A 12,403-nucleotide genomic window follows, 5' to 3' on the forward strand; every position below is an offset into this window, starting at 1 on the left:
GCCCCCCTGCATGCCTCCCGAGGTACCCGTGCAGTAGGGTTTGCTGCGATCGTCCTCGCTCCTCGACACGAAGGGTGCAGCGGTGCGCCAGCACGACTCCTCCACGCCCGGCCGACCGTTCCGGCGCCGCGGCGCCCTGGTCCTCGCCGGCGTCCTGGGCACCCTCGCCCTGGGCGGCTGCGCCAGCGGCGACCTGCGCGGTGACGCCTCCACCGGATGGCTCCCGCACGCGGTCACCGAGGGCGGCGAGCGCGTCACCACGCTGTGGATCGGCGCCTGGATCACGCTCATCGGCGTCGGCCTGCTCGTCATCGGCCTCATCGTCTGGTGCATCGGCGCGTACCGCCGCCACCAGGACGACACCGAGCTGCCGGTCCAGCTGCGCTACAACATCCCGATCGAGATCCTCTACACGGTCGTCCCGATGCTCATGGTCGTCGTGTTCTTCTACTACACGGCCCGCGACGAGTCGGCCCTCGTCGACACCTCGAAGAAGCCCGACGTGACGATCAACGTCGTCGGCAAGCAGTGGAGCTGGGACTTCAACTACCTCGACGACGACGTGCACGAGGTGGGCACCCAGGCCATCCTCACCGGCGAGCCCGGCGCCGAGAAGACCATCCCGACCCTCTACCTGCCGGTCGGTGAGCGCGTCGAGTTCGTCCTCACCTCGCGCGACGTCATCCACTCGTTCTGGGTGCCGGCCTTCCTCCAGAAGATGGACATCATCCCGGGGCGGGTCAACCGCTTCCAGGTCGTGCCGACCGTGGAGGGGCAGTTCAAGGGCAAGTGCGCCGAGCTGTGCGGCGCCTACCACTCCCAGATGCTCTTCAACGTCAAGGTCGTCTCGCGCGCCGACTACGACCAGCACATGGCCGACCTGCGGGCGGCCGACCAGACGGGCCTGCTGGGCAACACGCTCAACCGCGAGCAGCTGATGCAGGGTCAGACCGTCCCGACCGGCGGAGGGAACTGAGCATGAGCGCCGCGACCGACACCACGATGCTCCGCGAGGCGGGCGCCCCCGCGCGCACCCGCCGCCTGTCGCCGGGCGCGACCGTCGTGAAGTGGGCGACGACGACCGACCACAAGGTCATCGGCAACCTCTACTTCATCACCTCGTTCGCCTGGTTCCTCGTCGGCGGCGTGATGGCCCTGCTCATCCGGGCCGAGCTCGCCGAGCCGGGGCTGCAGATCGTCGACAACCCCGACCAGTACAACCAGCTGTTCACGATGCACGGCACGATCATGCTGCTGCTCTTCGCGACACCGCTGTTCGCCGGCTTCGCCAACGCGCTGATGCCGCTGCAGATCGGGGCGCCCGACGTCTCGTTCCCGCGGCTGAACATGTTCGCCTACTGGCTCTACCTCTTCGGTGGCCTGATCGCCGGCGCCGGCTTCCTCACCCCCAACGGCGCCGCGGCGTTCGGCTGGTTCGCCTACGCCCCGCTCTCGGACAGCACCTACAGCCCGGGCATCGGCGGCGACCTGTGGGTCTTCGGCCTCGCGCTCAGCGGCTTCGGCACCATCCTCGGCGCGGTCAACTTCATCACGACGATCCTCACCATGCGCGCGCCGGGCATGACGATGTTCCGGATGCCGGTCTTCACGTGGACGGTGCTCGTCACCTCCATCCTCGTGATCCTCGTCTTCCCGGCCCTCGCCGCGGCCCTCTTCGCGCTCGGCGCCGACCGACGGTTCGGAGCGCACATCTTCGAGGCCTCCAGCGGTGGGGCGCTGATGTGGCAGCACATCTTCTGGTTCTTCGGGCACCCCGAGGTCTACATCATCGCCCTGCCGTTCTTCGGGATCATCTCCGAGGTCCTGCCCGCCTTCTCGCGCAAGCCGATCTTCGGGTACAAGACCCTCGTCTACGCCACGATCGCCATCGCGGCCCTCTCGGTCAGCGTCTGGGCCCACCACATGTACGTCACCGGCCAGGTGCTGCTGCCCTTCTTCGCGATCATGACGATGCTCATCGCCGTGCCGACCGGCGTGAAGTTCTTCAACTGGATCGGCACGATGTGGGGCGGCAAGCTGGACTTCTCCACCCCCCTGCTCTGGGCGCTCGGGTTCCTCGTCACCTTCCTCTTCGGCGGCCTGACCGGCGTCATCCTCGCCAGCCCGGCGCTGGACTTCCAGCTCTCGGACAGCTACTTCGTCGTCGCCCACTTCCACTACGTCGTCTTCGGCACCGTCGTCTTCGCGATGTTCGCCGGGTTCTACTTCTGGTGGCCCAAGCTGACCGGCCGGATGCTCGACGAGAAGCTCGGCAAGGTCCACTTCTGGATGCTGTTCATCGGCTTCCACACGACGTTCTTCGTCCAGCACATCCTCGGCGCGCAGGGCATGCCCCGGCGCTACGCCGACTACATGCCCGAGGACGGCTTCACGCTGGGCAACCAGATCTCGACCGCCGGTGCCTTCCTCCTCGGCGCCTCGATGATCCCGTTCCTGTACAACGTCTGGAAGACGTGGCGGTACGCGCCTCTCGTCGAGACCGACGACCCGTGGGGCTACGGCGCGTCGCTGGAGTGGGCCACCTCGTGCCCGCCGCCCCGGCACAACTTCGACCGCATCCCCCGGATCCGGTCCGAGCGACCCGCGTTCGACCTGCACCACCCGGAGGCCGCCGTCGCCGGCGTCCACGACGCGGGGCACTCGGGCGACAGCGGGCTGGTCTCGGCCCTCGGCCCGGCCGACCTGCACGACAAGGCCTTCGTCGACGAGCGCAAGGAGGACTGACCGATGCGCGCGATGGAACGACTCGGCATGCTCGTCGGGGTCTTCGCCTTCACGATGGCCACCATCTACGGGCTCTGGACCTCGTCCACGACCCTCGGGACCGAGTGGGTCGGGACGATCGGGCTCATCCTCGGTGGCCTGCTCGGGTTCATGATCGCCTGGTACGTGTGGATGACCCGCCGCAAGCTGGACATCGACCCGTCCGACGACCCCCTGGGGGAGATCGACGAGATCCAGGGCGAGTACGGCTTCTTCAGCCCGCACAGCTGGCAGCCGCTCTTCCTCGGCGCCGCGGCCGCGACCTGCTTCCTCGGCCTCGCCGTCGGCTGGTGGCTCTTCATCATCGGGGCGTTCTTCGCGATCCCTGCCCTCGTGGGCTGGACCTTCGAGTACTGGAAGGGCCCGCACGCCCTCTGAGCGCCGCGATCGGCCTCAGCCCCACCCGAGCTCGTGGAGGGCGTCGTCGTCGATGCCGAAGTGGTGCGCGATCTCGTGCACGACGGTCACGGCGATCTCCTCGGTCAGCTCCTCGAGGTCCTCGCACATCCGGGTCAGCGGCCCGCGGAACAGGACGATCCGGTCGGGCAGCGCACCGGCCCCCCAGCCGTCCCCGCGCTCGGTGAGCGGCACGCCGTCGTAGACGCCGAGCAGCTCCGGGTCGTCGGCGGGCGGCTCCTCCTCGACGAGGAAGACGACGTTGTCGAGCATCGCCATCAGCTCCTCGGGCACCTCGTCGAGGGCGTCCTCGACGATCGCGTCGAACTGCTCGGGAGTCAGCGGGCGCACGTGTGTCACGTCCCCGGGGCCCGCAGGCCGCGCAGGGCCGCCCAGCCGAGCGGACGGCCGTTCCAGCGGGCGGTGAGGACGCCGTCCTCCCCGCGCAGGTGGAGCACGTGCGGGGTCGCCGTCGCGGCGACGCGGGCCTCGAGGACCCCGGGGGCGCTCCAGCCGGCGGAGGCCGAGAACGGGCCGTCGGTGTCCTCCCACGCGCCGTCGCCGGCCGCGAGGACGAGCTCGGCGCCGTCGTCGACGACGAGCCGCCACGGGGCGTGCGTGCTTCCGCTGGCCTCGACCCGCAGGGAGCGCAGCGCGGGGTGGTCCTCGTCGGGCGCGTGGGCGAAGGTCCACGGCCCGGGACGGTCCGGTGCCGCCGTCGACGCGGCGGGTGGGAGCGCGGCGGCACCGAGCCGCTCGAGGAGCCGGGCGTGGGCCGCGTCGTCCCGAGGGAGCGGGCCGTCGGCCAGGGCCGCGAGCAGCTCCTCCCACACGGCGTCGAGGAGGGCCTGGGTGTCGGTGCTGCACGAGGTGACGGCCACGACCAGCTCGGCGGCCGGGTGGACGAGGGCGTACTGGCCCCACGCGCCGTCGGCCCGGAACCCGTCGTGCCGGGAGCGCCACACCTGGTAGCCGTAGCCCTGGTGCCAGTCCGTCGGGTCGGGGTGCGCGGTGGTGTCGACGCGGAACCCGGTCATCCGCCCCACCCAGCCCTCCGGGAGCAACCGGCGGCCCTGCCACACCCCGTCGAGGCGGAGCAGCTCGCCGAGCCGCGCGATGCCCTCGGTGTTCAGGTGCATCCCCGAGTACCCGATGTCGAGGCCGTCGCTGCGGGGCCGGGCCGACACCTCGACGCCGAGCGGGTCGAGCAGCCGGGGGCGCAGGTGGTCGAGCAGCCGCTCGCCGGTGCGCCGCTGGACCGCCAGGGCCGCCATGAGCGTGGCCCCGTTGTGGTAGACGAACCAGGAGCCCGGTTCCTCCTCGGGCTCGCGGGAGAGGAAGTGCCGCGGGAAGTCGCCGTCGGCCATCAGCCAGTCGAGGGTGTCCTCGCGGTGGCCGGTCGACATCGACAGGACGTGGTGCAGGGTCAGCCGAGCAGCACGGGGTCCGGCGACGTCGGCCGCCTCGGGGAAGAGGTCGACGAGCCGGTCCTCGAGCGAGATGACCCCCTCGGCGACGGCCAGGCCGGCGGCGCAGCCGGTGAGCGTCTTGCTCACCGAGTAGACCAGCTGGGCACTGTCGGCCCGGTAGGGCGCCCAGGCGGCCTCGGCGACGACCCGGCCGCGGCGGAGCACGGTCAGCCCGTGCGCCTCGACCCCGACCGCCGCCCAGCGGGTGAGGAGGGCGTCGAGGGCGGCGGGCAGCACACCCTCGTCCTCGGGCCGCGAGCGGGGCAGGGGCGTCGGCACCGGCGTCGTCACGCGCTCCAGCCTAGGCGCGCGGGCCGGGACGCACCGAGGCCGCACCCGGCGAGCGGGTGCGGCCTCGGTGGACGAGCGGGGTCAGTGCCGCTCGGCAGCCCCCGCGGACTCGACCTCGCCGGCGTGCGCCGGGGCCTCGATGGCCTCGGTCTCGTGGCCGTGGTGGTGGGCGGCCGCGAGCTCGGCCGGGGTGACCGGGTTGACGGCGTCGGCGAAGTAGAAGCGCGAGAGCCGTTCCCGCAGGCGGTCCTTGCGTGCCGCGGGCCGGGCCACGCCGTGCTCGTCGACCTCGGGCTCGAGCTGCAGCGGGGCGACGGCGTCGTGCTGGACGAGGAGCCACTGGTCCTCGGGCAGCCCGGCCTCGTGCCGCTCGAAGAACCGGCCGTCCGGGGTGCGGACGATGGTGCCGGACTCGCGGCCGTGGAGGACCGTGTCCCGGTCACGCCGCTGGAGCGAGAGGCAGACCCGCTTGGTCACCCAGAACACGATCGGCGGCGCGACGAAGAGGGCGATCCGGAAGAACCACGTGATGTCGTTGATCGACATCCCGAGCTTGATCGCCATGATGTCGTTGCCGGCGGCGAACATGAACACCGTGTAGGCCGTGATGCCGGCCATCCCGATGCCGGTGCGGGTCGGGGCGTTGCGCGGCCGGTCGAGCAGGTGGTGCTCCCGCTGGTCGCCGGTGACCCACCGTTCGAGGAACGGGTAGATCCCGAGGACGGTGTAGACGAGCGGCAGCAGGACGAGCGCGCCGAGCGCGATGTTCAGCGACAGCGTGAAGCCGAGGAAGTGGAACTCCAGCCAGCCGGGCAGCAGCCGCAGCGCGCCGTCGGCGAAGCCCATGTACCAGTCCGGCTGCGAGCCCGCGGTGACGGGGGAGGGGTCGTAGGGCCCGTACGCCCAGATCGGGTTGATCTGGACCAGGGCGCCCATGAGGGCGATGACGCCGAAGACGATGAAGAAGAAGCCACCGGCCTTCGCGGCGTACACCGGCATCACCGGGTAGCCGACGACGTTGTCGTTGGTACGGCCCGGCCCGGGGTACTGCGTGTGCTTCTGCAGCGCGACGAGCCCGATGTGGGCGGTGAACAGCCCGACGAGGATCGCCGGGATGAGCAGCACGTGGGCGGAGTACAGCCGCGGGATGATCATCTCGCCGGGGAAGGGCCCACCGAAGATGCCGTACACCAGGTAGGTACCGATGACGGGTGAGGTCTGGGTGAAGCCCGCCATCGCGCGGATGCCGGTGCCCGAGAGCAGGTCGTCGGGCAGGGAGTAGCCGGCGAAGCCCTCGATGATCGCGAGCAGCGCGAGGAAGGTGCCGATGACCCAGTTGATCTCGCGCGGCTTGCGGAACGCCCCGGTGAAGAACACCCGGAACATGTGGACGGTCAGCGCGACGATGAACATCAGCGCCGCCCAGTGGTGGATCTGGCGGATGATCAGCCCGCCCTTGATGTCGAACGAGATGTGCAGCGTCGAGGAGTACGCCTCGGACATCGACTGGCCACGCAGCGGCACGTACGAGCCGTCGTAGATCGTGTGGCCGGCACTGGGGATGAACCAGAAGGTGAGGAAGGCGCCGGTGATGAGGCAGATGATCATCGAGTACATCGCGATCTCACCGAGCATGAAGGACCAGTGGTCCGGGAAGACCTTCTTCATGAGGTAGCCGACCGGCTTGGCGGCGCCGGTGCGGTCGTCGACCCAGCCGGCGACCCCGCCGATCTTCTTCGCGGCGGCCGAGGGGGCGACGTGGCGCGGCCCGTCGCCGGCGCGGAGGGCGTCGGCCGGACGCGCGCCGTCGGTCGTGGTGTGGGTGCTCACTGTCCACGCTCCCAGAAGCTCGGGCCGACCGCCTCGCGGAACGGCTGTGCGGAGACGAGGTAGCCCTCGTCGTCGACCGTGATCTTCAATTGTGGCAGCGGACGCTTCGCGGGGCCGAAGATGACCTTGCAGTCCTGGGTCACGTCGAAGGTCGACTGGTGGCACGGGCAGAGCAGGTGGTGGGTCTGCTGCTCGTAGAGGCCGACCGGACAGCCGACGTGGGTGCAGATCTTGGAGTAGGCGACGATGCCCTCGTGGCCCCAGGCGAGCTCCTTCTGGGACTGGATCTGCGAGGGGTCGAGCCGCATGAGGAGCACGGCCGCCTTGGCCTTCTCCTCGAGGAGGTGCTTCGCGCCGCCCTCACCGGTCTCCGGGTTCGGCAGCAGGCCCTCGGGCATGACGTGGAAGACCGACCCGATCGTGACGTCCGAGGCCTTGATCGGCTCGTTCTCGGGGTCCTTCATGAGGCGCAGCGGCTTGAACGTGGGCTCCTCGCCCGGGCCGCTCGGGCCGCCGTTCCACCAGGTGAGCGAGAGGCTCTTCTGCGGCATCGGGCCGAGCGAACCGCCGACCTGGAGGGCGAGGCCGAGCGGGAAGAGGGCCATGGCGCCGCCGAGCGTGTACTTGATGAGGGGGCGGCGGGTGATCTGCGACTTCCCGCCCTCCTCGGTCATGACCCGGACCGCCTCGGCGCGGTCGGCGTCGCTGGCCCGCATCGGGTGACGCTCCTCGACCACCTCGTGGTCGGGCATGAGGGTCTTGGCCCAGTGGACCGCGCCGAGGCCGATGCCGAGCAGGCTGAGCGCGAGGCAGACCCCGAGGCCGACGTTCGTGGCGCTCGTCTCGCCGACGCCGGGGACGAAGACGGTCTGGTTCACGTCGAGGGCGAAGTACAGGACGATGAAGAGCAGGGTCCCGAGGATGGAGATGCCGAAGAGCGTGGCGACCTGCTTCTCGGCCCGCCGCGCGGCGGCCTCGTCGAGGTCGGCCATCCGCGGGACGTGCGTGGGCAGGCCCGGGTTGGTGAACCGCTCGGGGAGGCCGCCCGTCCCGACGACGTGGCCCTCGTCGAGGCGCACGGCGCTGCCGTGGCCGTCGGTGGGCGTCACCTCGGTGCCGGGTGCGGTGTGGTCCTGCTCGTTCATCGGGGTACCGATCTGTCGTCGACGGAAGGGGAGCGGCGGGCGGTCAGGCGGCCTTGGAACCGAGCCAGACGGCGCATCCGACGAGGATGCCGAGACCGAAGACCCAGGCGAACATGCCCTCGGTCACCGGGCCGAGCGACCCGAGCGTGAGGCCACCCGGGTTCTCCTGCTTGTTGATCGTGTCGAGGAAGGCGATGATGTTCCGCTTGTTCTCGGGCGACATGTTCGCGTCGTTGAACACCGGCATGCTCTGCGGGCCGGTGGCCATCGCCTCGTAGATGTGCTTGCCGGAGACGTCCTTGAGGGACGGGGCGTACTTGCCGCGGGTCAGGGCACCGCCGGATCCGGCGAAGTTGTGGCACATCGCGCAGTTGACGCGGAAGAGCTCACCGCCCATCGCGGGGTCGCCCTTGGTCGGGTCGACGGCCTCCTCGCTGGGGACGCTCGGACCGGGGGCGAGGGAGGCGACGTACGCGGCGAGCGCGTCGATCTGCTCCTGGCTGAACTTCACCGTCTTCGAGCGCGCGGCCTGGGTGCCCGGCTGGGTCATCGGCATCCGGCCGGTGCCGACCTGGAAGTCGACGGCGGCGGCGCCGACCCCGGCGAGCGGCGGGCCGGCGATCTGGTTGCCGTTGCCGGTCTGGCGGCCCTCGGCGTTGACGCCGTGGCAGGTCGCGCAGTTCGCGCGGAAGAGCGACTTGCCCTCCTCGACCGACTGGGCCGGCAGCGCCTGCGTCGTGGCGTCCGCGGGCTCCGGCGCGACGGCGGCGTACACGGCGCCGGTGAGGAAGAGGCCGAGCATGAGGAGGACGGCGATCGCCGCCGGGTGCCGGCGGCGGGCTGCCAGTGCGTTCACGATGCTTCCTGTCGTCTGCTGCGTGTCGAGTGTGTGTCGAGTCGGCGTGCGGGAGAGGTCACTTCAGGACGTAGATCATGAGGAACAGGGCGATCCAGACCACGTCGACGAAGTGCCAGTAGTACGACGTGACGACCGCGCCGGTGGCCTGCGCGTGGCTGTAGCGGCGGGTGGTGAAGGTACGCCCGAGGATGAGGAGGAAGGCGATGAGGCCACCCGTCACGTGCATCCCGTGGAAGCCGGTGGCGAGGTAGAAGATCGACCCGTAGGAGTCGGAGGAGAGGGTGATGCCCTCGGTGACGAGCGTGGCGTACTCGAACACCTGGCCGGCGATGAACACGGCGCCGAAGACGTACGTGAGGACGTACCACTCGCGCATGCCCCACGTGCTGACCTTGAGCAGCGACGTGCCGGCCGGGCGGGCGACCACCCCGCGCTCGGCCTGGAGGACGCCGAGCTGGCACCACACCGAGGACACGACGAGGATGATCGTGTTGAGCGTCGCGTACGGGACGTTGAGCGTCGCCGCGTGGTCCTTCCACAGGTCCGGGAGGTGGCCGCGCAGCGTGAAGTAGAACGCGAAGAGCGCCGCGAAGAACATCAGCTCGCTGGAGAGCCACACCATGGTGCCGACGGCGACCATGTTCGGCCGCGTCGCGGGGCCCTGGCCGGGGATGGACGGGACCGGTCCCGCGTGCTTGACCGAAGCTGCTGCAGAAGTCGCCACGGACGGCATTATGCCGACACCGGAGGGGGTCTGACGAGGCGACCCCCCGAAACGCTCGACAACGAGTCGCCACGGCGGCCTGTTCCCGGTGAGCGGGCGTGTCGGGCGGCGCGGCGGCCCCTCGCTACGATGCCTGCATGAGCGATGCGCACGCCCCCGCGGGCCCGTCCACGCAGGCCACCGACGGCATCCACCGCGTCCGGGTCCTCCTCTACAGCGACGACATCACCACCCGCGACGCCGTGCGGGCGGCGGCCGGCCGCCGGCCGGCCCGCGACGTCGAGGTCGTCTCGTGGCAGGAGTGCGCGACGGCGGAGGCGGTCGTCGAGGCGATGGACGCGGGCGGCATCGACGTCGCGGTGCTCGACGGCGAGGCCACGCCCACCGGGGGCCTGGGCCTGTGCCGCCAGCTGAAGAACGAGATCTTCCGCTGCCCGCCGGTCCTCGTCCTCACCGGCCGCCCGCAGGACGCCTGGCTCGCCGCCTGGTCGCTCGCCGACGACGCCGTGCCGCACCCGCTCGACCCCATCGCGGTCGCCGAGGCCATCGCCCGGCTCGCCCGCGAGCGGGTCGCCGTCGGCTGACGCGCGTGGCCCCCACGCCGACCGGCGACCTCACCTGGCCGGACCTCCTCGCCGCCCTGCTCCGCCGCGAGGACCTCTCCACCGACGCCGCCCGCTGGGCGATGGACCAGGTGATGGCCGGCGAGGCCTCGCCGGTGCAGCTGGCCGGCTTCCTCGTCGCGCTGCGGGCCAAGGGCGAGACGGTCGAGGAGCTGCGCGGCCTCGCCGACATGATGCTCGAGCACGCGCACCGCATCGAGGTCCCGGGGCCGAGCACCGACATCGTCGGCACCGGTGGCGACCGGATGCACTCGGTCAACATCTCGACGATGGCCTCGGTCGTCGTCGCCTCGACCGGGCTGCGGGTCGTCAAGCACGGCAACCGCGCGGCCTCCTCGTCCTCCGGCTCGGCCGACGTCCTCGAGGAGCTCGGGGTCGACCTCTCGCTCGCCCCGGACCGGGTCGCGGAGGTGGCCCACCGGGTCGGCATCACCTTCTGCTTCGCCGCGGCGTTCCACCCCTCGATGCGGCACGCGGCGGTGGCGCGGTCGGGCCTCGGGGTGGGCACGGCGTTCAACGCGCTCGGTCCGCTGACCAACCCGGGCCAGCCCACCTACGCGGCCGTCGGGGTCGCCGACGCCCGCATCGCGCCGCTCATCGCCGGGGTGTTCGCCGGGCGCGGCCGCGCGGCCGCCGTGTTCCGCGGTGACGACGGCCTCGACGAGCTGACCCTCGCGACGACGTCGACGGTCTGGTGGGTCCGTGACGGCGCGGTCACCGAGCTGTCGGTCGGCCCCGACGACGTCGAGCTGGCTCCGGCGCCGGTCGAGGCGCTGCGCGGGGGAGACCCCGCGTTCAACGCCGAGGTCGCGCGGCGGGTGTTCGCCGGTGACGCCGGCCCGGTGCGCGACGCGGTGGTCCTCAACGCGGGGATGGCCCTGGCGGTCGCGGCCGGGCTCGACGGCACGCCGTCGGACGCGACCCTCGCCGAGGCGCTGGCCGCCGGGGTGCGGCGGGCCGAGCACGCCCTCGACGCCGGGGACGCCGCCGCGCTGCTTGACCGGTGGGTCTCGACGACCCGCGAGCTCGCCGGCGCCTGACCGCGCCGGGCGGTGGTCCGGTCAGTCCTCGATGCCGAGGCTGAACGCCGACTCGAGGTCGTGCGAGGAGTAGGTGCGGAAGGCGATGTGCGTGTTCGTGCCCGTCACGCCCGTGACCTTGTTGAGCCGGTCGGCGATGACGTCGGCGAGCGCCTCGTGCCGGCGCACCCGCACCATCGCGACGAGGTCGGCGTCGCCGGCCACGGAGTAGACCTCGGTGACGCCCTCGAGGTCGGCGATCTCCTGCGCCACCTCGGGGATGCGGTCGACGTCGGCGCTGATGAGGACGATGGCGGTGATCACGCGGTCAGCCTAGCCACCCGCGGGCCGGCTCACAGGGTGCGGTCGAGCAGGTCGCGCAGCACGGTGAAGTGCCGTTCGGCGCCCGCCTCCTGGTACATCGAGGTGTCGGCCATCGTGTAGCCGTGCGGCGCGTCCGGGTACACCTCGTTGCGCACGGTGAGGCCGGCGTCCGCGGCGGCGGCGCCGAGGGCGGCCACCGCCTCGGGCGGCATCGACCGGTCGCCGTCGGCGTGGCCGAAGACGAGCTCGGCGCGGGTGGTGGCCAGGCCGAGGTGCGGGCTGTCCGGAGCGTCCGTGACCAGGCCCCCGCCGTGGAAGCCGCCGCAGGCCGCGACGACGTCTGGGCGCAGCGCGGCCGCGCGCAGGGCCAGCCGGGCCCCCATGCAGTAGCCGGTGACGCCCACCCGGTCGCCGGTGACGCCCTCGAGCCCGGTGAGGTGCTCGAGGTAGGCGGCGAGGTCCGGGACGGCGAGGTCGGTGGTCAGCGCGGCGACCCGGGGCATGGCGAGGCCCATGAAGGCCTCCCGGCCCTCGGGGGTGCGCAGGTCGCCGGTCGGCATCAGCTCGGCGACCGTGCCGGAGCGGTGGAAGACGTTGGGGGCGAGGACGACGTAGCCCCAGGACGCGATGCGGTCGCACATCGCGGCGATCCGGGGGCGCAGGCCGATGGCGTCCATGACGAGGAGGACGCCGGGGCCCTGGCCCGACGGGGGCCGTGAGAGGTGGGCCTCGGCACGGCCGCCGGGGACGGGGACGTCGACGAGGTGGAGGTCGCTCACCTTGGCGACGCTACGCCGGGGGCGGCCGCGTCCGTCCGCCGGGGCGACCTCGCGTCGCCGCGGCGGCCATGCCTCGCCGGGGTGCCATGGCACCCCGGCGACGCAGGACCAGGGAGGCGGGGCGAGGCTGGGGCGGCGGGACGACGTGGGGGACGACGGG

At 71.8% G+C, this 12,403-nt stretch carries 13 protein-coding genes; 5 read left to right on the top strand and 8 right to left on the bottom strand.

Features of this window, described 5'->3' with window-relative positions; translation table 11 throughout:
- The first annotated feature begins 154 nt into the window (after window positions 1-154).
- Genes coxB through PKA89_RS12600 form a run of 3 tightly spaced genes read left to right on the top strand, consistent with a single transcriptional unit; the run spans window position 155 to window position 3,162 of the window.
- Window positions 155-976 (top strand): cytochrome c oxidase subunit II, encoded by an 822-nt coding sequence (gene coxB, locus PKA89_RS12590; protein ID WP_324419994.1) that lies wholly within the window; start codon window positions 155-157, stop codon window positions 974-976.
- A 26-nt stretch (window positions 977-1,002) separates the two neighbouring features.
- Window positions 1,003-2,745 (top strand): cytochrome c oxidase subunit I, encoded by a 1,743-nt coding sequence (ctaD, locus tag PKA89_RS12595; RefSeq protein WP_324419996.1) that lies wholly within the window; start codon window positions 1,003-1,005, stop codon window positions 2,743-2,745.
- A gap of 3 nt (window positions 2,746-2,748) precedes the next feature.
- A complete protein-coding gene (locus tag PKA89_RS12600; protein WP_324419944.1) occupies window positions 2,749-3,162 on the top strand; it encodes a cytochrome c oxidase subunit 4 in 414 nt (137 codons plus the stop codon).
- 15 nt (window positions 3,163-3,177) lie between these two features.
- Here the strand turns inward: PKA89_RS12600 and PKA89_RS12605 are convergent, their stop codons facing one another.
- From PKA89_RS12605 to PKA89_RS12630, 6 genes are all read right to left on the bottom strand, one after another.
- Window positions 3,178-3,531: a metallopeptidase family protein gene (locus PKA89_RS12605; protein ID WP_324419946.1), complete on the bottom strand. Its 354-nt coding sequence runs from the start codon at window positions 3,529-3,531 to the stop codon at window positions 3,178-3,180.
- A 5-nt stretch (window positions 3,532-3,536) separates the two neighbouring features.
- Window positions 3,537-4,940 (bottom strand): serine hydrolase, encoded by a 1,404-nt coding sequence (locus PKA89_RS12610; RefSeq protein ID WP_324419948.1) that lies wholly within the window; start codon window positions 4,938-4,940, stop codon window positions 3,537-3,539.
- A gap of 81 nt (window positions 4,941-5,021) precedes the next feature.
- Complete coding sequence (locus tag PKA89_RS12615) at window positions 5,022-6,770, bottom strand: ubiquinol-cytochrome c reductase cytochrome b subunit (RefSeq protein ID WP_324419949.1); 1,749 nt, start codon at window positions 6,768-6,770, stop codon at window positions 5,022-5,024.
- Entirely contained in the window at window positions 6,767-7,915 is a 1,149-nt protein-coding gene (locus tag PKA89_RS12620) for a Rieske 2Fe-2S domain-containing protein (protein WP_324419951.1), read from the bottom strand. Before PKA89_RS12620 ends, PKA89_RS12615 begins: the two co-directional genes overlap by 4 nt.
- 43 nt (window positions 7,916-7,958) lie before the next feature.
- Window positions 7,959-8,771 carry a cytochrome c gene (locus PKA89_RS12625; protein ID WP_324419953.1) on the bottom strand — a complete coding sequence of 271 codons (813 nt, stop codon included), beginning with the start codon at window positions 8,769-8,771 and terminating at the stop codon, window positions 7,959-7,961.
- A 58-nt stretch (window positions 8,772-8,829) separates the two neighbouring features.
- Window positions 8,830-9,414: a heme-copper oxidase subunit III gene (locus tag PKA89_RS12630; RefSeq protein ID WP_324419998.1), complete on the bottom strand. Its 585-nt coding sequence runs from the start codon at window positions 9,412-9,414 to the stop codon at window positions 8,830-8,832.
- 221 nt (window positions 9,415-9,635) lie between these two features.
- On the opposite strand from PKA89_RS12630, the gene PKA89_RS12635 reads away from it, so the two are divergent.
- Window positions 9,636-10,082 carry a hypothetical protein gene (locus PKA89_RS12635; RefSeq protein WP_324419955.1) on the top strand — a complete coding sequence of 149 codons (447 nt, stop codon included), beginning with the start codon at window positions 9,636-9,638 and terminating at the stop codon, window positions 10,080-10,082.
- A 5-nt stretch (window positions 10,083-10,087) separates the two neighbouring features.
- The gene (trpD, locus tag PKA89_RS12640) at window positions 10,088-11,161 is read left to right on the top strand and encodes an anthranilate phosphoribosyltransferase (RefSeq protein ID WP_324419957.1); all 1,074 of its coding nucleotides are present in this window, start codon (window positions 10,088-10,090) and stop codon (window positions 11,159-11,161) included.
- 21 nt (window positions 11,162-11,182) lie between these two features.
- Here trpD and PKA89_RS12645 read toward each other — a convergent pair whose 3' ends face one another.
- Both PKA89_RS12645 and PKA89_RS12650 read right to left on the bottom strand, forming a co-directional pair.
- Window positions 11,183-11,464 (bottom strand): Lrp/AsnC ligand binding domain-containing protein, encoded by a 282-nt coding sequence (locus tag PKA89_RS12645; RefSeq protein WP_324419959.1) that lies wholly within the window; start codon window positions 11,462-11,464, stop codon window positions 11,183-11,185.
- Between the two features lie 29 nt (window positions 11,465-11,493).
- Window positions 11,494-12,243, bottom strand: coding sequence for a dienelactone hydrolase family protein (locus tag PKA89_RS12650; RefSeq protein WP_324419961.1), 750 nt, complete (start codon window positions 12,241-12,243; stop codon window positions 11,494-11,496).
- Window positions 12,244-12,403: the final 160 nt, after the last annotated feature.

The sequence above is a fragment of the Phycicoccus sp. genome (assembly GCF_035325325.1).
Taxonomy (GTDB): Bacteria; Actinomycetota; Actinomycetes; order Actinomycetales; family Dermatophilaceae; genus Phycicoccus.

What these genes read in the sequence shown, in the direction of transcription:
- ctaD (WP_324419996.1), top strand. Translation starts at nt 1,003, where the DNA reads ATGCTCCGCGAGGCGGGCGCCCCCGCGCGCACCCGCCGCCTGTCGCCG.
- PKA89_RS12600 (WP_324419944.1), top strand. Translation starts at nt 2,749, where the DNA reads ATGCGCGCGATGGAACGACTCGGCATGCTCGTCGGGGTCTTCGCCTTC.
- PKA89_RS12620 (WP_324419951.1), bottom strand. Translation starts at nt 7,915, where the DNA reads ATGAACGAGCAGGACCACACCGCACCCGGCACCGAGGTGACGCCCACC.
- PKA89_RS12630 (WP_324419998.1), bottom strand. Translation starts at nt 9,414, where the DNA reads ATGGTCGCCGTCGGCACCATGGTGTGGCTCTCCAGCGAGCTGATGTTC.
- PKA89_RS12635 (WP_324419955.1), top strand. Translation starts at nt 9,636, where the DNA reads ATGAGCGATGCGCACGCCCCCGCGGGCCCGTCCACGCAGGCCACCGAC.